Origin of the sequence: Pseudomonas fluorescens, from assembly GCF_000730425.1 — a bacterium.
GTDB lineage: Bacteria > Pseudomonadota > Gammaproteobacteria > Pseudomonadales > Pseudomonadaceae > Aquipseudomonas > Aquipseudomonas fluorescens_X.
The window spans coordinates 5,091,831-5,113,546 of sequence record NZ_CP008896.1; the positions used below are offsets into that span (position 1 = coordinate 5,091,831).

Consider the following 21,716-nt stretch of genomic DNA (forward strand, 5'->3'; position numbering starts at 1 on the left):
GGCTTGCCGGTGATGGCGGCTGAACGTGCACCGCATAGTTCACTGGCCTCATCGCCGGCAAGCCGGCTCCTACAACTCAGGTGTGTTGCACTATCGCCTTTATTGCGAAACCCGGTCCTTGCCCGCGGCCTTGGACCGGTACAGCGCCTGGTCTGCCCGGGCCATCAGGTTGGCGGGGGACTCGTCATTGAGGCGTTGTACCACGCCCAAACTCAAGGTCACCTTGAATTCGCCCACGGGGGGTAAGTCGATGACGGCCAGGCGGATGCGCTCAGCCAGTGCCTTGGCGGTTTCCACCGTGCTTTTGGGCAGGATCACCATGAATTCATCGCCACCCCAGCGCGCCAGGAGGTCTCCTTGGCGCACGCACTGTTCCAGGCGCTCGACGACCTGCAACAGGGTGGCATCGCCCACGGCGTGCCCGTGCTGGTCGTTGATCGACTTGAAGTCATCGACATCCATGGCAATCACTGCCAACGGCAGGCGAAACCGCTGGGCGCGTTCGCACTCTTCGAGCAAGGCTTTTTCCAGGCGATAACGGTTGGCGATACGGGTCAAGGTATCGCGCTCGGCCAGGGACCGGTTTTCGTCCAGTTGTAACTGCAGTTGCTGGTTGACCCGGGACAGTTCGCGGGTGCGTTCGGCTACCAGCGCTTCAAGGGATTGGTTGCGTCGCTCAAGTTGTTCAAGGGAACGCTTGCGCTCATGAATGCTGCGGTGGGCGCCGACCATGCGCCACACTGAGCCATCGGCATTGCGGGCGATTATGTAGCCGCGGTCTTCGATCCACAGCCAAGTGCCGTCCTTTTTCCGGCAGCGGTATTCGGCTTGATAGTGGGGGGTGCGGCTGTTGATGTAGTCGTCGAAGACTTTCATCACATAAGGGTAATCGTCGGGGTGGATCACGCTTTCCCAGGTGAAGACTGTATTTTCCAGGGAGTGATGATCGTAGCCGAGCATTTCGTACCAGCCGGGGTTGCGGTAGACAAACCCGGTGTTGGCATTCCAGTCCCAGATTCCATCGCTGACCAGTTCCATGATGGCGTGGGCCAGGTCGGCATTGATGTCGAAAAGCTCGCTTTTCAACGGATCCATATCGGATGTATCGCCCATCTGCGCGCTCCCTGCGAGGATGCTGGCTCACTGTGGCCAGTCAGGTGTTAACGCCGATACTCCGTGGCTGGGCGTACTTTACAACGAGGTGTGTCTGCTTAGAAGAGGCTGTCGAGTTGTGGCTAAATGCCATTATTCGCGGCGTCCAGGCTATTGAGGTTCCACCATGCGCGTAGGTGGAGCGCCATTGGCGTTGTGCTGGTATATCGCCTCAGGCTGGCCCTGCTCGTTGAAAAATACCTGGCCGATGCCAGCACTGTTCCACAGCCGTTCGCCGGCTTCGGCATGTTCCGGGATATACGGCACCACTTGCATGCGCCGCCGTCGGGTCAGCCAGTTCAGGGGCGAGCGCGGGGAGTAGAGCCAGCGGTTGAGGCGATCGAACCATTCCAGCAGGCGGGGGGGGAATTGGTTCTTGATACCGCTGCTGGTGATCTGCCAGATATTCGGTCCGGCGTTGCGATGGCGAATAAGCACTTGGTAGACGAACGAGTAATGCACATCCCCCGACAGAATCACGTAGTTCCCCGGCGTGCGTGAGTGGCGGAAGATGTTCAGGATCACTTGCGCGGCGCCACGGTGGGCCATCCAGTTTTCCGCATCGACCAACAGCGGGTAACCGCACCAACTGAAGACCTTCTGCACCGTCTCGATCAGCTTGACGCCGAAGATCGGTGCGGGTGACACGATGATCGCCGAAGGGTGATCGAGCAGTTCCTGTTGCAGTTCACTCAAGGCCTCCCAGTCCAGCAGGCCTGAAGGGTGCTTGAGGGTGAACTCACTGCGCCAGCGCCGCGTGCGCGTGTCGATGACCACCAGCGCGGGAGTGGTTGGCAGCACGTAGTGCCACTGCTGGAACTTCAGGAGCTCTTCCAGCAACTGGTCCTGGGCGGGCGCGTGCAGAGGGTGGGTGTGGTTTTGGGCAGTAGCGGTCAGGGCCTGGGTTTTTTCCACGAGCTGGACGAAGGCATCGGGGTTGTTGCCCCAGCCCTGGCAGAGCATATAGGCGAGCAAGGCATTGCCGATGATGCGCTTGGAGAACGGGTTGCCGTAGGCGGTCTGTTCCCACTGGGCGCTGAGGTTCCAGTCATCGGTGATGTCGTGATCGTCGAAAATCATCAGGCACGGCACGTGGGCGAACACCCTGGCCACCCCACCCAGGCCGTCGCGAAACTTATCCACAGGTACCTGTTCGCGGGCGTAGCGTGCCTGTTCTTCCGGCGTCAGCCGTGTGGGAGGTTGTGGGGCGATCAGGGTCCAGGGGGTCGGCGACCAGACCAACAGGTACATCGCCACGACTTCGGCAAAGGTCACCAAGTGGTTGTCGGCGGTGCTACTGGTGAAGATCGGTTTTTTCACCCCGCCAAAAAAGCGTTCGCGCAGGGTCTCGTTGCTCTCCAGGGCCGGCAACAGGTCGGCGCGATGGTAGTAGCTGGCGGGATGGTCGTAGAGCCTGGTGCTGTCGTCCACAACGGCGCCATCGAGGTGCTCATCGAACAGGCCCAGGCGCGCAATCAGCCCATGAATGGCGCGCAGCATTGGCCCGGCGACGTCGTCGGCATACACCTGGTCGCCACTCATCATCAGCAGGGCCGGGCGCTGCGCCAGGCTGCGGTCCTCGCCCAGCAGGCGATCAGCGCACAGCAGGCCTTCATCGGCGTGATGGTGGGGTTTGCGGCAAGAACCGTGCAGCAGCTGGGTGATACGGCTGTGCAGGATGAAATCCGGGGTCTGGGCATTGGCGTACAGCAGGTGCGGCGCCCAGTGGGCGATACCGGTTTCATCATTGATCAGCAGGTCGTAGCTGATGGGCACGTCCTGGGGCAGCGGCGTGGCCAGCGGCACATCGATCAGATGGATAAAGGCTGCGCGGCCCACGGCAATGACCTGACAGCAGGTGGCGTCGAGGTCGATATCCAGGGACTGTTCGCACTCGTGCTGGTTGAACTGCAACCGCAGGGTCAATGCCAGGGGACGGCTGCCCACCAGCCACAACACCAGGCGCCCCGGCTCCAGGCGGCGCAGCAAGGGGCCGGCGAGGACGGCGGGCAATGGGTCGGGTTGCAGCATGAAAACAGGGCTCTATGCGGGAGTGGACTGCACAGGCTAGCGCAGTGGATGTCGGTGTTTTGTCAAAGCAGCAGGTGGCTTGCCACGGCATGCCAGATCAGATGTGCGATTGTTTCGGCACTTTGGGCACGGTAAAGCGGAATTCGCTGCCACGCCCCAATTCGCTTTCGGCCTCGATCCGCCCGCCATGGGCCTTGACGATGCCCTGGGTGATGTACAGGCCCAGGCCACTGCCCGTAGGGTTGTTTTCGGTCAGGGTCCAATAGCGATCAAACACGTGGGGCAGTTGCTCAGGCGCAATGCCTTCACCGGAGTCACGCACCGCAAAGACAATCTCCTCGCCATTGCTCATGGCCGAAATCCCGATGTTGCCCAGGCGCGGGGTGAACTTGATAGCGTTGCCGATCAGGTTCGACAGCACCTGGAACAAACGCTCCGGGTCGGCGTTGATCTGCAGGCCGGGTTCGGCGTTGAACGACAGGGCAACGCCTTTTTCCAGGGCCAGAGGGGCGAGCAGCGAATAGGCCTCTTCAAAGATCTGGCCGACATCCAGCGGCACCGGCTTGACGGTGTAGCGGCCGGCTTCGATCTTTGAGGTGTCGAGCAGATCTTCGAGCAACACATTCATGCGCCCGGCGGCTTGCTGCATGGTGTCGATGGCTGAGGAAATCCGCCGCGAGGTGTGGGGGCCATCGGAGCTGAAAGCCTTTTGCATCATGCCGCACAGCATCGAGATCACGGTCATCGGGTTACGCAGGTCGTGGGACACCACCGCCACCAGCTCATCCCGCGCGCGCACGGCCTGTTGTTCGCGCAGGACCTGGCGGGCCAGGTCGTTTTCCAGGGCCGAACGGCGCAGATCGTTGGCGGCAAACTGGTCGCCGGGGCTCCATTTGGTGGAGATGCCGGCCATTTCCACCTTCCAGATTTCAAACGAGGTACGCGGGCGAAGGCGCAGGCCTGTGTCGGAGTTTTCCAGGGCCAGCGGTTTTTTCGGGTCGCCGCTCCACTGGATGTTCTCTTTGACTTCCGGGCGAAACCACAGCACGCCGTTGTCCACTGGCTTGGGCAAGCTCATGGCCAGGACCCCGCTGGCCACTGGCTGGTAGTCGGCTGCGGGCGGGTAGAGCGCTGACAGGTGGTGGCTGGCAAATACCGGTTGCCCGGTTTCCTGCAGCCATTTGTGCAAGGCGCGGATCTGCGCCGGCTCCGGGCAGCTACCGTAGCGGTGCAATTGCTGGCCTTCAATAATCGCCACGCCACCGGCCTGCACCAGGTCCATCAGCACTTGCGGGCATTGAGCCAGGCCGTCGAATACGGTGTCCGATGAGCTGCTCATCGCCCGGTTAAGTACGCTCAGGGCCTCGACCTTTTCTTCACGTTGGCGGCTGATGTCCAGGGCTTCCATGGCACTGATCTGCAATGACAGCACCTGGCCGATGGTCTGGCAGGTGGTGCGCAGGTCGTTGGGCACATGCAGCGGCTCGCGGTTGCCGCAACTGATCAGGCCCCACAATGTGTCGCCCTTCATCAGCGAGATGCTCATGGACGACAGCACCCCCATGTTCTTCATGTACTGACAGTGGATAGGCGACACGCTGCGCAGGGTGGCGAAGCTCAGATCCAGCGGTTGACCGGTGTCCGGGCGCAGCTTGGGCAGCAGCGGCACCGGCTCGTAGTCGGCATTGGGGATGATCCGCAGCCAGTTGGTGCGGTACAACTCGCGGGCTTGTTCCGGGATGTCGGACGCTGGGAAGAACAGGCCGTTGAATAACTCCATGGACGGCGCGGACGCTTCGGCGATGACCTGGCCGTGACCTTCCTCTTCAAAGCGATAAATCAGCACCCGGTCATAGCCGGTCATGGCCTGGATTTCACTCACGCTGATTTCGTACAAAGCTTGCAAGGTTTTCGCCGACTGCAAACGTTGCAACATCTTGCCCAGGTTGCTGGCCTGGCCATTCTGGAATTTGGGCTGGAAGTGCTTGTGCAGCGGCTCGAACTCCAGCACCAGCACGCCTTGGTGGCGATGCAACAGGCCCTCGAACTGGCCACCGGCGAGGGTGACGTGCAGTGCCGGGGCGTCGATAAAGCTGGGTTGGCTGGCCATCTGTCGCACGGCGTGGGCATTTTCTGCGCCCAGCAGTGTATCCAGTGGCTGGCCGAGCAGGGCGTCGGGCGGGTGATTGAACAGGCTGGCTACGTTGGCGCTGACCTGGACAATCTGCAGGTCCGGTTCGCGCAGGGTCAGCAGCACGCCATGAGGCTGGATCGCGCCGGGAAAGCGGATCGGCTCGTCGGCGCAGTTGGCCAGCAGTTCTTCAAAGTCATCGGGCTTCATAGCAGTACCTCCTGGCTGTCGAGCCACTGCTCAAAACAGCTGAATGTCGAGCAGGCCGCATCCACCGCCTGCTGACGGCCAGGGCCGTCCAGCGGGGCATGGCCCAGGTAGTCGAGAAAGTCTTTCCAGCGCCGACCGGTCTCGGCGCCGTACACATTGAGAAAGGCACCGCCGTTGCTGGCGTCCAGCGCCAGGCTGCGGGCCATTTCCCGGCGCAGTACCTGGCCGCCGAGGGTCGCACCTTCCAGCACATACAGCGTGCCCAGGCAGGCGGCCGGTGTGTCGAGACGTGGCAGGCGAGGGCAGAGGGGGAGTGCGGCAATCGCCTGCCTGGCCAGGCCCAAGGCAATCAGGTCACGGTGCAAGGTCGGCGTTTTCACCCGCAGCTTCTGGTCGAATCCCACAGGAATCAAGCCGCTGTCGTACAACTGTGATTCCATCGGCTGGTAGAAACCGTAGTACGCCTCAAGCAAGCGGCGATACCCATCGGTATCGAGCATCGGGGAAAAGAACGGCAAGCGTTTTTCCAGGGCCACATGGAGTTGGGCTGTGCCTGAACGCAAGGCTTCAAGCAGGGGGGGCACCTTGACGTCATGGGCCGGTAAATGCATGCAGCAAGCTCGAACGGGTCGGCCAGGGCGGTCCATGGCTGAGATGTGGGTGAGGGGGCAACGATTTTATACGTCACGTAGTCCATGTCTGAGAAGTCATAGTGAAAAATCTAATGCTGCAATAAGAAAAAACTGACAACTCAAAAACAGACCTCACACTGAGTCGCGAAGTTCGATTGTCGCGATGTTGCGATGCTATCAGTGCTGGGATGCCCCCTTTACCAATGCTGCCTGCACACAGTCGAGCAGCCGCTCGGTGCTCCAGGGCTTGGGCAAAAACTTCACCGTGCTGCCCAATTGCGCGGCCATGACGGTGTTGCCAGAGGTCAGCACCACCGGCAAGGATGGCCAGCGATGGGCCACGACCTTGCTCATGTCGTACCCGTTGAGCAGGCCGGGCATCTGGATATCACTGACAATCAGGTCGACTGGGTTATTGCTCCTCTCAAGAAAAATCATCCCTTCATCGGCCGAAGGGAAAGAGGTCACCACAGCGCCGAACTCCTCCAGCACATCCACCATCAGCGCACGAATGATCGCGTCGTCTTCCAATACCAGTATCGATGGCCGAGCCATGATCCTTACTCCACCATCCGGGTTGAGTAAGGTGGAGTTGCTTGCCAGGGAATAGGTTCGATTGGATGTTTTGTATTCGATGGATGGTCATTTTGCGGTGCTATTCAGCGGTTGTTGAGCATGGGGGCTACCCGTTGGCACACCCCCGGGTCAACGCCATGGGTGTGCGGTTCATCAATGGCGTCAGAAACGCTCATCCAGCAGGGCCGGCAAGGTCAGTTCCTTGACGAAGCTGGCCGAGGACAGGCTCAAGGCCATGCGCACCACCTGTACCACGTCGTGTACCGGGATCAGTTGCCCGTCGCCGCGCTGTTCGGCCTGCTGCCTGGAAGTGCTCAACGGATCGTCGGTATTGAGGTAGCCCAGGTTCAGGCAGGTCACGCCCAGGCGTTGGTGCCGATAGCCTTCGCGCAGGGCATCGGCCATGCCACGCAAGGCGAATTTCGAGGCGCCGAACGTGACCTCCGGGCGCCCGCTCTGGGGCAGGCCCGAAGTCGAGCCGGTCAGGATGATGCGTGGGTTCGGGCTCTTGAGTAGCACCGGCAGCAGGCGCTTGATCAGCAACAGAGGCGCGGTGATGTTGCAACTGACAATGGCTTGCAGCTGCGTGTCCTGGTCCTTGAGAAAGCTGTAGGTTTCATCGAACGCCCGCTCTTCCCAGATGCCCAGGTTATAGATCAACGTATCCAGGCCGTCCTGCGCCACCGCCTGCTCGATGAGGGGCGCGGCTTGCGCTGGCTGGCCAAGGTCGGCTTCCACCCACAGCATTTCGGCGCCGGTAGCGGATACCAGGTTGGCGGGACGGCTGCGCGAGACACCCACCAAGGTATCTCCCACGCCGCCCAGGCCTTCCATAAATGCCCTGCCCAACCCCTTGCTTGCACCGACCACCATGGTTCTCATCGATCTCTCCTTAACTGACGTGCTGATGGGAAGGCGCATGCAAGCAGAGGGCGAGAGTGATGGCAATTGAATGGCTGTATCTAAATGTTTTGCCGGAAGGCGATGCAACAACCTGGGCGAGGGCAAGTAAACAGCAGGCATAATTGACGCCTCTGTTGCCTGTCGCCGCTGACCTGGAGCCCCTGATGAAAGCCGCTGCCTTACTGACCCTTCTTCTCATCGCTACGCTTTTGAACACTGAGCCTGCGGCGGCAGGTGATGCCGAGGCCGGTGGCAGGCTGTTCACCAAGACCTGTGGTGGTTGCCACAGTGTCGGGCTGAATGCGCGTGGTGGCTTCGGGCCGCAGCTCAATGGGGTGATCGGACGGCTGGCGGGCACCACGGCGGACTATCAATATTCCGATGCGATGAAAAACTCGGGCGTGGTGTGGACGCGGGAAACGCTCGCGGCCTATATCGAGAACCCGAAGAAAGTGGTGAGCGGTACTCGCATGATTTTCTGGGGGATCAGCGATCAGGAGAAGATCGAGAATTTGCTGGCCTACCTGGAAACCTTCCAGGTGCAATAGCCGGATACAGCCCAATCCATTGTAGGAGCCGGCTTGCCTCTACATGATCCACCGCAAGGGGTGGCATCGATTTCAACTGCCCTGTGGTGTTTCCCAGCGTGACAGGCGTGACTTGATATCGTCGATCATCGCAGGCAGGCCCACGATGGTATCGATCAGGCAATGGGGCCGTGCCCCTTCAAACATCTGGGTAACACCACCGACGGCTAGCATCCCATCACAGCCCCGGCGTGCTGCCAGAAGCGCTCGTAGGTTTCACGCAATTGCGCGACATCGGAATTGGGCTGCACATCTTCGACCACATATACCAAGCGCTCGCCCAGCAATGCCTGGATCCGCTCGACCAAGCCCAGCTCCCGGGCTTGCGGGAAGGTGACGAGGGCAACGGTTTGCTGCGCAGTGATACTGGCCAGATCTTGCAGGCAACCCCAGCCGAAGCGGGTGTCTACCGGGTTGTGGAGTCGGGCGGTCATGGCGGGTTCCTGGTTTTTGTTGTTGGAAGTGGCGCCAATAGTCGGGGGAGGGTGGGGATAGCTCAAATCGATAGATTGGGGGGATGGATTGGCTGGGCCGATAGTGGGAGAGGCAGCTGGGCACTGAGGCAGTGCCCAGGTTTTTTTAGCTGATGATCTTCCAGGGTGGGTTCAAGCGGTTCTCACCTGCCCAGTAGAGCTTGACGCAGTTGCCCGATGGGTCATGCAAGATTGCTTCGCGCCACAGGTAGGGCATGTCGGTGGGCATTTGATCGAAGGTTATGCCTTTGCTGATCAGATCATTTACCCAGCTATCGAGTGGCTCATGCTCGAAGTAGATCACTGCGTTGTTGCCCCCCGTGGTTTCAACCAGGGATAAGGAGAACGTCGCACCGTTGCCGGGGCACGAGAATCTGGCGTAATGATCGGTGGAGACTATCTGGGTAAAACCGAGCGTTAGATAGAACGCGACGCAAGCCGGCATATCCGTCACCGGCAAGGTCACTTGATTCATATTCATCGTTGAATCCTCAGGTGGCACTGAAAAGTCCTGCGGTAACCGCTGACTGCCCGCGTGCTTGCGAAGGTCGTATACCTCAGCTAGCTTGCTCTTCGTCGATCAGCAATGATCAGGCTAGATCAGGAGCGGTGAGCGTGCAGGTATGCCAGGATTTTCGTAGAGAGACAGGCGCAACAAGGTACTTGTCTTGACTGCGCAAGGTGATGCTATTGCATCAGTGCAATTGGCCATAATTTAAAGTCGTATTTATAGCCGTCATTATTAGGGATCCGTCTGTTGCTGGCCGGGTAATTACTACAACACCTAAGGTGATCATAAAATGGATTTTATTGATGAACTTGTGCGGTTGAATGGATTGGAAACCCAGGAACAGTGGTTTTCAGCCATCGAAAAAATGAACGACAAGTACGGGTTTTCCAAAGTCTTGATCGGCTTGCTGCCCAAATATGATGCCGAATTGAGTGCGGCGATGATTGTCAGTAACTACCCAATGGCCTGGCGAAATCGATATGACCAGTTGCGTTATGCAACTATCGATCCGGTAGTTATTTATTCATTCCAAAACGTGCGCCCAGTTGTCTGGGACGAATCGTTGTATTGCACACCCCGCCAACGTGAGTTTCGCGAAGAAGCCAGCGCGTATGGACTTTCCAGGGGGATAACGTTTCCCCTGCACGGGCCTCAGGGCCAGTTCGGCACTTTCAGCCTCGCGGTTGATGCCCAGGACATTGCGGGAACGTCCCGGCATATCAATGCGATGATTCCGAAGTTATCTATTCTTAAAGATGTCATTTTGCAAAGTGCTTTGGACAGTTCGAGCAAGTTAACGGGAGCCAAGGTGATTTCCCTGACGACTCGTGAGAAGGAGATTCTCAAGTGGTGTGCCGTCGGGAAAAGCTCCTGGGATATCTCCAGGATCTGCGGGTGTTCGGAAGCCAATATCAATTATCACTTCGCGAGCATCAATACCAAGTTTGGTGTTGCGTCCCGCCGGGCTGCCGCCGTGAAAGCTGTTTCGCTCGGGCTGATCAGCCTCTAGGGCCATTCATCTCCTATAACAGGTTCAAACGCCCGCTCTGGCCTCAAGGTCGGCGGGTTATCTGCGGCTTTTTCAGGGGAACAACCGCGCATCATGCATTGGATCCAAAACTGTTGCAACTGGTTACCCTACTAGTATGACGGTTCTGTGAAGGCGGATAGATTGAGGTTTAAGTGTTCGTAGGGAAGGGAATCCAGTGCATTTCACAATCGGCCGGCGGGATGAAATAGACAGTGAACAACTGTGTGCCATGCATCGGTTGCGCGCAGACGTTTTTAAAAAGCGTAAGGGCTGGGATGTTGCAATCATTGCCGATATGGAAATCGATGGTTATGACGCGCTGGAACCCCTCTATATGCTGATCAAGGATGGCGGAGGCAGTGAAATCAAAGGGTGCTGGCGTCTATTGCCGACGACGGGTCCTTATATGCTCAGGGATACGTTCTCCGAGTTGCTCGAAGGGCGGCCAGCGCCGGTTTCTTCCCAGGTATGGGAGCTCAGTCGATTTGCCGTGACACCTCGATATCCCGGCAACAAGGGGTTTTCCGACTTTACCCTGGAGGCCGTAAAGGCCATCGTTGCCTATGGCATCGAACAACATATCCAGCGTTATGTGACGGTTACAACGGTTGCGGTAGAGCGGATGCTGATCAGGGCTGGCCTGGTGATCACCCGGCTTGGGCCAGTACGTGTCATAGGCAAGGAAAAAGCGATTGCCCTTGAAATTGACTTGGGCGCGATGACTCAACGTGCGCTCTTTGGTGTACCCAAAAGTTGTTGTGGCGCTACGTTGCAGTAGTTAGTCGTCCGTAGGGCGGCGGCCATAGCCAGCGCTCGGCATCGGTATTCAGAGTACGAAACTTCAAGTTGTTAGAAGTGGTGTGCCCGGCTTGGCTTGTCTTGGTGAATGTACTCTTCCTATAAAAACTGCAGGGCGAATCGCCTTGCCGAATAACTGTCGTCCAGGGAAAAATAAAATGGCTACGATTATTAAGGAAGTCGATATACCGCTCATGTTGGACAGTGAAGTGGTTGCCACTTTCATTTCATTCGACGATTTGAAAGATCCTGTTGAACATATTGCTATTCGGCTGGGCGGGTTCAAGGCAGATGGTCGCAGGCTTCCGTTGGTCAGGCTGCATTCCGAATGTTTGACCGGTGATATTTTTCACTCCATGAAGTGTGATTGCGGGGATCAACTTTCAGAGTCGCTACGCCTTATTAATGAAGTGGGTGGCTATTTGATTTACCTGCGTCAGGAAGGGCGGGGCATCGGCTTGTATAAAAAGCTGGAAGCTTATGCGCTGCAACAATATTCAGGCGTGGATACCTATGAAGCCAACAATATGCTCGGCTTCGCGGATGATTTGCGCGATTACTTTGATGCTGCACAGATGCTGCAAGCCTTGGGGTGCCCGAAAATAATCCTGCTGACGAATAACCCGGAAAAAGAGTTGCAGTTGAGAAATCTGGGTATCGAGATTTCCGAGGTCAAGTCTACGTCCATGCACATCGGCAAGCATAACGAAGGTTATATAAAAGCAAAGATTGAAGTCACCAATCACCAGTTCACTGCACAGGCGGGGGTTTCTCAATGATTCAGCATCAGGCACCTATCAGTGGTCTCTCATTGTTTGGCCAGCAGTACATTGCGACGGCAGGCTACGATAACCAGATTATTTTGTGGAATGCTCAAACACGCCAACCCTTGCAGCGCGGCTGGCATGATCACTTGGCCAACTACTGTGATTTTTCCCCTGACGGCAGCCTGTTAGTAACAGCCAGCAGCGATGGTTCGACCCGGCTTTGGAGCGTGCCTGAGTTTAAATTGCAATGCGTCATGACCAGCCACAGTGATGACGTCATGCAGGCCAAGTTCTCTCCCGATGGTGAAAAAATAGCCAGTTGCTCTTACGACAGCAGTTTGTCGGTGCACCATAAAAATGGAAACTTCATCTGCAAGATGCAAGGCCACAGTGGCCTGGTAGAGAGCTTCGATTGGACGGCGGACAGCCAGCAACTTTTATCCTGCGGTACCGATGGGACCATTCGCGCCTGGGAGGCGAGCACGGGAGATTGCCTGGCCATCAAAGAGACTGAAGGTCACGACATGGACGCCCTGGTGACCCTGTCGGCAGGGGTTTTTATCGTTGGTAATAATGACGGTGAGCTGCAGGTGATTAGTGGCGATACAGTTTTAAGTTCCTATAAAGGGCACCGCTCCAGCGTCAAGAAACTGGTGAAGTCAAAGTTCGACAATAGCCTGCTGAGCCTGGGGTATGACGGGGTCGCGGTGTTGTGGTCGATCGAGGGGCACACCCTGGTGGAGTGGAAACGTTCGGAGTATCCGAAGGAAATCTGGGCACGCTCGGCGGAGTTTCAAAGCCGCGACAAAATCTACTTCGCGACGTTTGGTTCTACGTTTGCCATTTGGGATATTGCCCGCAACCACTGGGATCTCGAAGGCTTCGTACCCTCGGCCAGCTTGAACTCGGTCCATGCGGCAGACGGGGTTATCTACAGTATTGGCGATGCCGGTCTGTTGAAGGCCGATGGCAAAGACATGGGCGGGCCACAGTCGCTGTGCAATTTTGTGGTGAAGACCGGCCCGGTCCTGGTCTGTGGCGGGCAGACCGGACAGGTGTTTGATGTGCTGAAAAACCGTGTGGCTTATGCCCATCACGCGCCCCTCAACTGCGGGGTGAACTTTGAGGTCGATGGCGAGCAGCGCCTGGCGGTGGGGAGTTATTCCGGCGATATCATCATCTTCAAAGTTAACGATCGCCACTTGGAGTTTGTGTCTTGCCACAAGATTCATGAAAACGCGATCAAGGGTATTTCGTTGCATGGCAACTGCCTTTACACCGGGTGTGCCGATGGAGAAATCGGCGTCACTGATACCCGTTCTTATGAAGTGGTCAACAAGATCACCCATGCCCATGAAGGCATATTGAATGACCTCTGCTCCTATGCGAATGGTGTTGCCACGGTTTCCCGGGATCTGACCCTCAAGTTATGGGGCGAACCGAGAGCGACGATTCCCAGCCGCCATACCCACTCCATCAAGTGCATTGCGTCGAACGACGACGGCAACTTTATCGCCACTGGCAGTTATGGCGGCACCGTCGATGTTTACGACTGCAAGGCCGGGCAGTGGTTGGGCAATGTGCGCAAAGTCAGTGCCGCCGGTATTTCTTCGCTCTCCTGGGATGACGAAAAACAGCGTTTCCTGGCGTCGTCCTATGACGGGCGCATTTATGCCGTCGAGCTTGGCTGACCTTCAATTTTCAGCGTGGACTTACAACAATGAATGCACGAGAAAAAGTAGTGGTTGCACAGAAGTGTACGGTCACATCGCCGCTCGACCCCTGTGAACAACCTGCGGCTTATCAACCTCAAACCGGGTTGCTCGAAACGCTGGAGCGGATGAATCGTTTCCGAGAAACGCCAGAGGCGGCGGCGTTGTTGTGCCGTTTCGAGGAATCGACGGACTTGTCCCGGCGTTTGCAGTTGGGCATGGAACTGGCGATCAAGGGCGATCCGAGGATCGTTGCAGGGGCGCTGAATCATTTGGTGGCTATTCCCGCAGGTGAGGCACGCATTGGTATCGACGAGTCGCAAATCGATGCCGTCGTGCGTGAATATGCCGATGTCGGGGTCATTCGCGACTGGATTCTCAAGGAGGTACCTCGGCATACAGTGTCCCTGGCAGGCTTCAATATTTCGAAGTATCCGGTGACCAACCTGGAGTACCTGGCGTTTCTACAGGATTGCCCCAACGCGCAGGTGCCTACGTCCTGGCCTTTGCGGGCGTTTCCGCTGCACTACGCCAACCATCCGGTGTACTCGGTGAGTGCGAGCGCAGCGGATGCGTTCTGCACCTGGCTGTCGGCCAAGACCGGCAGGACTGTGCGCTTGCCTGACGAGGCGCAATGGGAGTACGCCGCCGGCGCGGGGAAGTTTGAATACCCTTGGGGCAATCGGGCCCGGACCGAAAACGCCAACACCGCCGAGCTGGGCCTGCTGTCCACGACGCCGGTCGGCGCTTTCCCTCAGGGCGCGTCGCCCTTCGGCCTTATGGACATGGGCGGGAACGTCGAGGAATACACCTCGAATGATTACGACGCGTACCCCAATGGTCCTTTTGTCATGGACGATTTGATCTCTGAGAACCGGCCGACCTATCGAATCACCCGGGGCGGTTGTTTTGGTCGTTTTGCCGACCTTTGCCGGGTTTCCCGGCGGCATGGATTGAGCATTACCCCCTATGCCTCGTTGTATGCCGTGGGCTTTCGGGTGGTCGCCGAGTGAGACAGCAAGCATCCGGGGGCCCGGACGGGTGGCGGTTGAGCAGAGATATCAACAGCCAGGCCATGCACACCATGTTGTCGTTCAGTGCCCTGATGGTCGCGAATGCCATCGACATGGTGTTCATCGCCCACCTCGGTCATGAACCACTGACGGCGGCAAGCCTGGCCAGCCCTTTCATGTGGTTGATGAACACGATTGCCATGGGCATTGCCCTGGCGATCAGTGTTCATGTGTCCAAGGGGCAGGAAAGGGCCGAGGGCAATACCGTCATCGATGTGCTGCTGCCCGGCCTGCTTATCGGTGCTGCGGTCTACGGGGTCGTGCTGCTGGGGGCAGGCCTGAACCTTGAGGCCGTGCTGGGTGCGATGGGGGCGGCACCCTCCATTTATGAGCAAAGTGAAGGCTATTTAAAGACGTGGCTTTACGGCTTCATCATTACCCTCACATTTGCTATTTCCACGGCGTATCTGCGGGGGCTGTCGTTGTTCAAGACCCAGGCCATCGTGGTAGCGGTGGTCTGCCTGATGAACATTGTGCTCGATCCACTGCTGATGTTTGGCGTGGGTGGCTTCGCCGGGTTCGGTCTGGTCGGCTCGGTGTATGCCGCCTGGCTGGCACAAGCCGGTGGTGCGCTTGTGTGCATTTACTTTGGCGTCAGGCGCACCCGGGCCACCGGTCCCCGCAACCTGGGGATGGGCAAGATGCTCCAGGCGGCCCTGAACATTTCCCGACTGGCCTGGGTGACCAGCTCCACGGCGACCTTCTGGCCGATCTCTGGAATCGTGGCCACTTACCTGATCTCGAAACTGGGAGACGCAGAAGTGGCAACCATGGGGGTTATTTCAAAACTGCAGCCCTTGATCATGATTCCGGTTTGGGGGGTGTCTGCGGTCACCACGGTGCTGTTGAGCAAGGCATACGTTCAACAGCGCCATGACCAGGTAGGGATGATCTTCAAGTCCGGCTATGGGCTGGTCCTGATGTGGCAAACCGCCGTGGCATTGCCGTTCATTGTCTTTGCCGGGCCCGTGGCTCGTTTCATGTTGGGTGGGTATGAAGAGGCGCTGCCCTTTGTGGTGACGTACTTGATGATCATCCCGATCACGGTATTCGGCAGGGGCATGCTGTACCTGGCAGTCCATGGCTTGCCAGCGATTGAAAGAGCCCGGACGGCCATGGCGATTGATGGGGTGTATGTCCTGCTGCTTCACACTGGTTGTTATTGGGTGGGCTATCTGTTCAACGATTTCAATCTGGCCCTGCTGATGCTGCTGGCGTTGAATCTGCTGGGGGCTGTGTTGGCGGTTTGGGTGGCTAAACATGCCCGCTGCTCCCTTTCCATGCCGAAAGCGCCACACCGGCCGATGGAAACTATTTGATCGTTAACGAAGGGGCGACTATGGAAGTGCTGATTATCGCTGGCAGCCCAAGAATGGATTCGCAAAGTTCAAGGGTGAGCAAGATTCTGGAAAGTTATGTACGTGACTACTCAGTATTTACACCGACAGTCTTGAACCTGGCAGCACAGCCAGTGGGCTCGCATAGTCATGAGCTTGCAAGCAGGGCCGAGGCTTTTATTGTTGTAGTGCCGGAACATTCGGGTATGGCTCCGCCGGTGTTGAAGGAGTTTTTTATTTCCAGCGAGTACCCGGTACTGGCGCACAAGCCGGCCTTGATTGTTTCCATTTCCAGCGGCTTGGGGGGGAGTTATCCGGTGCTCGATCTACGCGCGACTACTTATAAAAATACAAAAATCTGCTACATGCCGGATCACCTGATTATTCGTGATGTGCATAACTTTGGCGCGGATATGAGCAGCAGTGCCTACCCAGGCCTGGGGCGGCGTATCAGCGCCTGTGTGCAAATGCTGGAGTTGTACGCGCGTCAACTTTCGGCTGTTCGTGCGGACCTGTTGGGGGTTGGTGCGGCGATCAGTTACGGCATGTAATCAATTTGAGCTGAATCGACTATGAAACCACAAGAACTTCACCAGTTGGTGTTCAACTTCAGGGCGGCTCGAGCCGTCATGTTCGCGGTACAGGCAGGCCTGTTTGAAGAACTTTGCCAGGAAGACCTGACGATTGACGAACTGGTTGCCCGGCTTGAATTGCATCGTGTTTCTACAACGATCCTCCTGGAAACCCTTGTGCAGCTCAATGTCCTGAGCAAACAAGGCTTGCGCTACAGGGTTGCGCAAGACCTTCGGGCCACCCTGCGCCTTGATACCGAGGGGTCGATCGCCAACCTGCTGTTGCTGGACGCCAACCATTGGTCGAACTGGTCGGTGGCAGAGGATTTCTTCCGGCCTGGGCAGGCCACCTCGTTTGCCTACGACCGGCAGAGCAATTTTGCCGCCGCCATGCAACAGGGGGTCGGCGATATGAATGAGCGCTTGGCCCAAGTGTTACTCGCCCACGAACCGCAGCATATCGTGGATGTGGGAAGCGGCCCGGGGTTGTTGATCGAGCAGTTGCTGGAAACGGCGACACATCTGAAGTACACGCTGGTGGATTTTGCGAAAACCCTGGACATCGCCAAGGGCAACCTGAGTCGTTATGAACGGTTTGATGTGGACTTCCTGCCCCATGACATCGTGCTCGGTAAGTTACAGATAGAGGCTGATTGTATTGTCACCTCGCGCCTGTTGATGGGGTTTGACGAAACCGAGGCCAAGCAGATCCTGGCGAATATGTGCCATGGCCTGGTACACGACGGCGTGCTGGTCATCAATGAATTCGATACCCAGACAAAAGTAGGCGCCTTGATGTCGTTGGATATGCTTGTTAACTGCGGGGCGAGAGTCTATGGCCGGGAACAACTTGCGCGGCTCTTGGATGAGTTGGGTTTCGAGATAGTTTCAGAGCAAGCCACTACGGTGTTCACTCGCGCGTTGTCTGCCAGAAGGAAAGGGATATGAGCCAATCAAAACTTGGAAAGACCCCCCAGGCATTTGTCGATCAGATCTACGATGGACTTGAAGTCATCGACGAGGTGTTCAGCGCCAATGGGCTCGAATATTGCCTGGCGGCGGGTACTTTGTTGGGGGCTGTACGCCACACCGGCTTGATTCCTTGGGACGATGATGCGGATCTCTATATTCTTGAAGCGGATACCGAGAAGTTCTTTTCCCTGGAGCAGCAATTTGCCCAACGGGGTTATCGCCTCAGTAAACAACCGTGGGAACTATGGGGCGGGTATAAGGTGTTCCCTATGACGGGCATCTCCATGCCAGAAGAGAACAATCGTGATTACTTATATCCGTCTGTGGATATATTTCCATTGTCCGAACTGGATGGGCACCTTCGCTATACCAGCCCCTTGGCATTGGCAAACTGGCCCCGCGAGTACCTGTCCGTGGAAGATTGGCACTCGCGAGTCGCGACACCTTTTGGGCATCTGGATTTGCCGGCTCCCGACGCATTGGCATCCCGGCGCTATTTGGAGCGTGCGTACGGTCATGAATGGAATAGCCATGCGGCCAAGGGGTTTGATCATCGGTATGAAGTGGACCTGGACACCGAAAAAGTGACCCTGAGTGACTTTCGGTGTGCTGTAAAAACCCGGGCCTGAACCCAGGTCATCCTTGTTGATAGTCCGGCGTCACAGGGCGCCTGCGGGTTATCAACAGATTTCGCTACTTCGCTTTTGCTCTGCAACAGGTGAACTGTGATGAAAAAAGCTATTGTCCTTGCCGCAGGCATGGGGTCTCGCCTTGGGCGTGCCTCTGACTCTATTCCCAAGCCACTGACTGAGGTCAACGGCCTTAGTATTCTGGCTAACGCACTTAATATTCTTGTTGAAGCGGGCTACCAGGAAGTGGTTGTGGTGATCGGCTATAAAGGCCTGAAGATTCGGACTTTTGTAGCGGCGCTGGAGTTGCCGGTGACGGTGCGGTTTATCGAAAACGCAGAGTGGGCAACTACCAACAACTTGTATTCGTTGTACCTGGCTTGCGATGAACTGGCAGGCGAGGCGGGCGTCACGTTGCTGGAGGGGGATATCTTCTTTCGCGCTTCGGTGATTTCGGCATTGGACGCACACAGCGGTCGCGACTGCCTGGCAGTCGTGTCACCGCTTACGCCATTGATGGAGGGCACTTTTGCCGAGGTGGATGCCCATGGGCTGATCCGTCAGTTTGGTAGCAGCAAGGCCGATGATCATCTGACCGCCGATAGGCCACTTAAAACGGCCAATATTTATTATTTATCCGCCGATTTTTGCAAAAACTATCTGATCGGTGAACTGGAGCGAAACGTCAAAGACAACCGGGTCAATGACTATTACGAAGTGACCTTCAAAACGGCATGTGCGCAGGGCATGGGGTTCAAGGTCATTGAAGTCGACCCCGGCACCTGGATTGAAATAGATAACTTGTACGACCTGCGTATCGCGTCCTATCAGTTCTCCGAGCACAAACATGCGTTGCTTTCCAGCCAGCATGGAGGGTATTGGCGTTTTCCCGTGACCGATCACGCCCTGATCTATAACTTGCACTTCCCGCCTGCGGGCTTGAAGAAGCTGATGGTTGACCGCTTCGCTGACATTGCCCTCAACTACCCAGCCTCGGCCGGTGCGAGCCTGCCGCTATTGTCGGACTTCCTGGGGGTGCCTACCGAAAACCTGGTGATTGCCAATGGCGTCTCGGAGATCATTCGCCTGTTGCCCAGGCTTGTTAGCGGCAAAGTGCTGGTGTTCGAGCCTTCGTTCAATGAGTTCGCCAATGCCTTCCCCGTGGAGCGTGTCACCACCGTCAGGTTGACCGCGAAAAACCAGTTTGCACTGGATATCGAGCACACGTTGCGTGTTGTCGAGCAACAGAGGCCGGATGCGATTGTGCTGGTGACGCCGAATAATCCCACGGGCGGACTGATTCCCAAGGACACGATCCTGGAACTTTACGCACGCACCCAGGATCAGGCGCCCTACCTGATTGTGGACGAATCATTTCTCGATTTTGCTGGCGATGGGTGCGATCAGTCGGTGCTCCACGACCTCTTGGCTTTTCCAAGAATTATCGTGTTGAGAAGCATGAGCAAAACCTTCGGTATTGGCGGCCTGAGGCTGGGTTATGCGGCCAGTGCGGATCAGGGCTGGCTGGACGCCCTGCGTAAGGAACTGCCGATCTGGAACATCAACGGTTTTGCCGAGGAGTTCATGCTCAACCTTCCGCAATACCGTAAAGAATATGCCGCCAGCTGCACCCAGGTGCGACACGAAACGGATGACCTGGTTATGCAACTGCGTGAAATCGAGGCCCTTGAGGTGTTTGCCACCGCCAGCAACTTTGTACTATGCCGGTTGCGGCCGGGCTACCCGTCGGCCCTGGAGCTGGCTGCGTTACTGGTTGATGACTTCAGCATCTTCATCAAGGAATGCAGCGGCAAAGTGATGGATGACGCCGATCGGTACCTGCGCATTTCCTCCAGGAATCGCGAGCAAAACGGCAGGCTGATTGACGCGTTAAAACACGTGTTGCTTTTAGACGATTACACGCCGGCCGTTCGGGCCAGCGTCAGGCTGACGTGTACGACCCCCAGCCAAGATGCAGCTTTCAGCGAGTGATGGCCCCATGAACCCGATGGATTGCATGCAAAGGGCTATTGAGCTGGCACAGTTGGGCCTGTATTCCACCAGCCCCAACCCGCGAGTCGGGTGTGTCATCGTCAATCAGGGGGGCATTGTTGGCGAGGGCTGGCATGTCAGGGCTGGGCAGGCCCATGCTGAAGTGCATGCTTTGCGCCAGGCAGGCGCCGCCGCAGCTGGCGCAACAGCTTATGTCACGCTGGAACCCTGCTGCCACTTTGGCTCCACCCCGCCTTGTGTCGATGCGCTGATCGAGGCGGGAGTGAAGCAGGTGGTTATCGCTATGGTCGATCCCAATCCGCAGGTTGCCGGCCAGGGCGTCAGGCGCCTGCGTGCTGCCGGCATCAGCGTTGCGTTCGGCCTGCTGGAGCAACAGGCGCGGCAACTCAATCGAGGGTTTATCAAGCGAATGGTCACAGGTTTGCCACTGGTACGGGTAAAGATGGGTATCAGCCTGGATGGCCGGACTGCTATGCACAACGGTGAAAGCCAGTGGATCACCGGGCCGGCGGCGCGGGCAGAAACCCAGCGCTTGCGGGCGCAATCGAGTGCCGTCATCACCGGTGCCGACACGGTGTTGCGTGATCAGGCGCGGCTGACGATCCGCAAGGCCGAGTTGCCGTTGGAAGAGTCCCAGGCCTGCCTGGCCATGGAGCGACCGCCCCTGCGGGTGTTGATTGACAGCCAGAGACGGGTGCCCCGTGACGCTGCCTTTTTCACCGCCGGCCCGGCGTTGGTGGCGACCACTTCAACGTCACTGGCCGATCCTGGCGCGGGCCAGGAGTTGCTGATGTTTGACGCGGTCGATGGGCAGGTGCCGCTCGAAGAGTTACTCAAGGCCTTGGCAAAGCGCGGGGCCAACGAGGTGCTGATCGAAGCCGGCTCGCGTCTGGTGGCTGCGTTCGCGCGTTTGAACCTGGTGGATGAATATATTTTCCATATTGCTCCCAAGTTCCTGGGGTCTTCGGCCAAACCTGCGTTGGCGTGGCCGATCGACAAACTGGGGGACGCGATGAAGCTTGAATTCACCAGCGTCAGGCCATTGGGGGAGGATATTTGTGTGATTGCGCGGCCGGCGTGAACCGTTCCGCAAGGCTCGGAGAGCCCGGGCGATTTGCTCTAAGGCTGCGGTGACGGCTTTGCAGCCGCGCACGCCCAGGTTTTATTGCGTACGCCCGCTGAGTCAACGGTGCATGGGGTAAACCACAGGGGTTGCCAGCCGATCATCCCAACAGGTGTTTGGAGATCAGCCTGGAAATTTCAACAATCGAGGTTTTGCCGGTGAACTCGAACTTAACTTTGCCCAGCGACGAAAAATAGATCTCCAGTTCCGAATCCAGGTCAAACGTGCCGGAGGTCTCCACCGAATACGCGACGATGTTTTTGTAGGGCAGGGAGGTGAAGTCTTTCTTGCTGCCGGTGATGCCCTGCACGTTCACGGCGATGATGCGCTTGGTGGTGAACACCACGCCGTCGCGCATGGCTTTGTAGGCATCCACCACGTGTTCGTCATCGAGCAGCAGCGATGCAACGCGTTCGGCGTATTCGTTGTTTTGCTTGAGTTTAAAGAAGCCTTTGTTGTTGAAGTCGATCATTGGACGGTCCTG

General features: G+C 57.3%; 20 protein-coding genes and 1 pseudogene. 12 read left to right on the forward strand and 9 right to left on the reverse strand.

Features of this window, described 5'->3' with window-relative positions:
- Positions 1-99: 99 nt before the first annotated feature.
- From HZ99_RS22795 to HZ99_RS22820, 6 genes are all read right to left on the reverse strand, one after another.
- The gene (locus tag HZ99_RS22795) at positions 100-1,113 is read right to left on the reverse strand and encodes a diguanylate cyclase domain-containing protein (RefSeq protein ID WP_038446255.1); all 1,014 of its coding nucleotides are present in this window, start codon (positions 1,111-1,113) and stop codon (positions 100-102) included.
- A 150-nt stretch (positions 1,114-1,263) separates the two neighbouring features.
- Positions 1,264-3,183 (reverse strand): alkaline phosphatase D family protein, encoded by a 1,920-nt coding sequence (locus HZ99_RS22800; RefSeq protein WP_038446258.1) that lies wholly within the window; start codon positions 3,181-3,183, stop codon positions 1,264-1,266.
- 97 nt (positions 3,184-3,280) lie between these two features.
- Positions 3,281-5,524: an ATP-binding protein gene (locus HZ99_RS22805; RefSeq protein WP_038446259.1), complete on the reverse strand. Its 2,244-nt coding sequence runs from the start codon at positions 5,522-5,524 to the stop codon at positions 3,281-3,283.
- Positions 5,521-6,135, reverse strand: a complete 615-nt coding sequence (locus tag HZ99_RS22810; RefSeq protein ID WP_038446261.1) for a biliverdin-producing heme oxygenase — start codon at positions 6,133-6,135, stop codon at positions 5,521-5,523. Before HZ99_RS22810 ends, HZ99_RS22805 begins: the two co-directional genes overlap by 4 nt.
- A gap of 198 nt (positions 6,136-6,333) precedes the next feature.
- Positions 6,334-6,711: a response regulator gene (locus HZ99_RS22815; protein WP_038446263.1), complete on the reverse strand. Its 378-nt coding sequence runs from the start codon at positions 6,709-6,711 to the stop codon at positions 6,334-6,336.
- Positions 6,712-6,894: 183 nt separating this feature from the next.
- The gene (locus HZ99_RS22820) at positions 6,895-7,614 is read right to left on the reverse strand and encodes an SDR family NAD(P)-dependent oxidoreductase (protein ID WP_038446265.1); all 720 of its coding nucleotides are present in this window, start codon (positions 7,612-7,614) and stop codon (positions 6,895-6,897) included.
- A gap of 185 nt (positions 7,615-7,799) precedes the next feature.
- On the opposite strand from HZ99_RS22820, the gene HZ99_RS22825 reads away from it, so the two are divergent.
- Positions 7,800-8,183 carry a c-type cytochrome gene (locus HZ99_RS22825; RefSeq protein WP_038446268.1) on the forward strand — a complete coding sequence of 128 codons (384 nt, stop codon included), beginning with the start codon at positions 7,800-7,802 and terminating at the stop codon, positions 8,181-8,183.
- A gap of 195 nt (positions 8,184-8,378) precedes the next feature.
- On the opposite strand, the pseudogene HZ99_RS22830 reads toward HZ99_RS22825, so the two are convergent.
- Both HZ99_RS22830 and HZ99_RS22835 read right to left on the reverse strand, forming a co-directional pair.
- Positions 8,379-8,656: pseudogene (locus tag HZ99_RS22830) on the reverse strand (iron-containing alcohol dehydrogenase); the annotation flags it as partial.
- Between the two features lie 145 nt (positions 8,657-8,801).
- Positions 8,802-9,176 (reverse strand): VOC family protein, encoded by a 375-nt coding sequence (locus HZ99_RS22835; RefSeq protein WP_038446272.1) that lies wholly within the window; start codon positions 9,174-9,176, stop codon positions 8,802-8,804.
- Between the two features lie 319 nt (positions 9,177-9,495).
- On the opposite strand from HZ99_RS22835, the gene HZ99_RS22840 reads away from it, so the two are divergent.
- From HZ99_RS22840 to ribD, 11 genes are all read left to right on the forward strand, one after another.
- Positions 9,496-10,215: a helix-turn-helix transcriptional regulator gene (locus tag HZ99_RS22840; protein WP_038446274.1), complete on the forward strand. Its 720-nt coding sequence runs from the start codon at positions 9,496-9,498 to the stop codon at positions 10,213-10,215.
- Positions 10,216-10,411: 196 nt separating this feature from the next.
- Positions 10,412-11,014: an acyl-homoserine-lactone synthase gene (locus tag HZ99_RS22845; protein WP_038446276.1), complete on the forward strand. Its 603-nt coding sequence runs from the start codon at positions 10,412-10,414 to the stop codon at positions 11,012-11,014.
- A 178-nt stretch (positions 11,015-11,192) separates the two neighbouring features.
- The gene (gene ribA / locus HZ99_RS22850; RefSeq protein WP_038446278.1) at positions 11,193-11,813 is read left to right on the forward strand and encodes a GTP cyclohydrolase II RibA; all 621 of its coding nucleotides are present in this window, start codon (positions 11,193-11,195) and stop codon (positions 11,811-11,813) included.
- A complete protein-coding gene (locus tag HZ99_RS22855; RefSeq protein ID WP_051903224.1) occupies positions 11,810-13,492 on the forward strand; it encodes a WD40 repeat domain-containing protein in 1,683 nt (560 codons plus the stop codon). Before ribA ends, HZ99_RS22855 begins: the two co-directional genes overlap by 4 nt.
- Positions 13,493-13,641: 149 nt before the next feature.
- Entirely contained in the window at positions 13,642-14,526 is an 885-nt protein-coding gene (locus HZ99_RS22860) for a formylglycine-generating enzyme family protein (protein ID WP_051903226.1), read from the forward strand.
- 35 nt (positions 14,527-14,561) lie between these two features.
- The gene (locus tag HZ99_RS22865; RefSeq protein ID WP_115284104.1) at positions 14,562-15,905 is read left to right on the forward strand and encodes an MATE family efflux transporter; all 1,344 of its coding nucleotides are present in this window, start codon (positions 14,562-14,564) and stop codon (positions 15,903-15,905) included.
- A gap of 20 nt (positions 15,906-15,925) precedes the next feature.
- Positions 15,926-16,474 carry an NADPH-dependent FMN reductase gene (locus tag HZ99_RS28125; protein WP_080727745.1) on the forward strand — a complete coding sequence of 183 codons (549 nt, stop codon included), beginning with the start codon at positions 15,926-15,928 and terminating at the stop codon, positions 16,472-16,474.
- 21 nt (positions 16,475-16,495) lie between these two features.
- Positions 16,496-17,443, forward strand: a complete 948-nt coding sequence (locus HZ99_RS27440) for a class I SAM-dependent methyltransferase (RefSeq protein ID WP_080727746.1) — start codon at positions 16,496-16,498, stop codon at positions 17,441-17,443.
- Positions 17,440-18,096: a LicD family protein gene (locus HZ99_RS27445; RefSeq protein ID WP_051903233.1), complete on the forward strand. Its 657-nt coding sequence runs from the start codon at positions 17,440-17,442 to the stop codon at positions 18,094-18,096. The genes HZ99_RS27440 and HZ99_RS27445 overlap by 4 nt, the downstream gene beginning before the upstream one ends.
- Before the next feature lie 99 nt (positions 18,097-18,195).
- Positions 18,196-20,088 (forward strand): aminotransferase class I/II-fold pyridoxal phosphate-dependent enzyme, encoded by a 1,893-nt coding sequence (locus HZ99_RS22890; protein ID WP_080727747.1) that lies wholly within the window; start codon positions 18,196-18,198, stop codon positions 20,086-20,088.
- 7 nt (positions 20,089-20,095) lie between these two features.
- Positions 20,096-21,190: a bifunctional diaminohydroxyphosphoribosylaminopyrimidine deaminase/5-amino-6-(5-phosphoribosylamino)uracil reductase RibD gene (ribD, locus tag HZ99_RS22895; protein ID WP_115284106.1), complete on the forward strand. Its 1,095-nt coding sequence runs from the start codon at positions 20,096-20,098 to the stop codon at positions 21,188-21,190.
- A 142-nt stretch (positions 21,191-21,332) separates the two neighbouring features.
- Here the strand turns inward: ribD and HZ99_RS22900 are convergent, their stop codons facing one another.
- Positions 21,333-21,704, reverse strand: a complete 372-nt coding sequence (locus HZ99_RS22900) for a PH domain-containing protein (RefSeq protein ID WP_038446290.1) — start codon at positions 21,702-21,704, stop codon at positions 21,333-21,335.
- Between the last annotated feature and the right edge of the window lie 12 nt (positions 21,705-21,716).

Coding starts and splice junctions, on each gene's coding strand:
- HZ99_RS22860 (WP_051903226.1), top strand. CDS start 13,642: ATGAATCGTTTCCGAGAAACGCCAGAGGCGGCGGCGTTGTTGTGCCGT.
- HZ99_RS22810 (WP_038446261.1), bottom strand. CDS start 6,135: ATGCATTTACCGGCCCATGACGTCAAGGTGCCCCCCCTGCTTGAAGCC.
- HZ99_RS27445 (WP_051903233.1), top strand. CDS start 17,440: ATGAGCCAATCAAAACTTGGAAAGACCCCCCAGGCATTTGTCGATCAG.
- HZ99_RS22795 (WP_038446255.1), bottom strand. CDS start 1,113: ATGGGCGATACATCCGATATGGATCCGTTGAAAAGCGAGCTTTTCGAC.
- HZ99_RS22890 (WP_080727747.1), top strand. CDS start 18,196: ATGAAAAAAGCTATTGTCCTTGCCGCAGGCATGGGGTCTCGCCTTGGG.
- HZ99_RS28125 (WP_080727745.1), top strand. CDS start 15,926: ATGGAAGTGCTGATTATCGCTGGCAGCCCAAGAATGGATTCGCAAAGT.
- HZ99_RS22800 (WP_038446258.1), bottom strand. CDS start 3,183: ATGCTGCAACCCGACCCATTGCCCGCCGTCCTCGCCGGCCCCTTGCTG.
- ribA (WP_038446278.1), top strand. CDS start 11,193: ATGGCTACGATTATTAAGGAAGTCGATATACCGCTCATGTTGGACAGT.
- HZ99_RS22835 (WP_038446272.1), bottom strand. CDS start 9,176: ATGAATATGAATCAAGTGACCTTGCCGGTGACGGATATGCCGGCTTGC.
- HZ99_RS22855 (WP_051903224.1), top strand. CDS start 11,810: ATGATTCAGCATCAGGCACCTATCAGTGGTCTCTCATTGTTTGGCCAG.
- HZ99_RS22825 (WP_038446268.1), top strand. CDS start 7,800: ATGAAAGCCGCTGCCTTACTGACCCTTCTTCTCATCGCTACGCTTTTG.
- HZ99_RS22900 (WP_038446290.1), bottom strand. CDS start 21,704: ATGATCGACTTCAACAACAAAGGCTTCTTTAAACTCAAGCAAAACAAC.
- HZ99_RS22820 (WP_038446265.1), bottom strand. CDS start 7,614: ATGAGAACCATGGTGGTCGGTGCAAGCAAGGGGTTGGGCAGGGCATTT.
- HZ99_RS27440 (WP_080727746.1), top strand. CDS start 16,496: ATGAAACCACAAGAACTTCACCAGTTGGTGTTCAACTTCAGGGCGGCT.
- ribD (WP_115284106.1), top strand. CDS start 20,096: ATGAACCCGATGGATTGCATGCAAAGGGCTATTGAGCTGGCACAGTTG.
- HZ99_RS22805 (WP_038446259.1), bottom strand. CDS start 5,524: ATGAAGCCCGATGACTTTGAAGAACTGCTGGCCAACTGCGCCGACGAG.
- HZ99_RS22840 (WP_038446274.1), top strand. CDS start 9,496: ATGGATTTTATTGATGAACTTGTGCGGTTGAATGGATTGGAAACCCAG.
- HZ99_RS22815 (WP_038446263.1), bottom strand. CDS start 6,711: ATGGCTCGGCCATCGATACTGGTATTGGAAGACGACGCGATCATTCGT.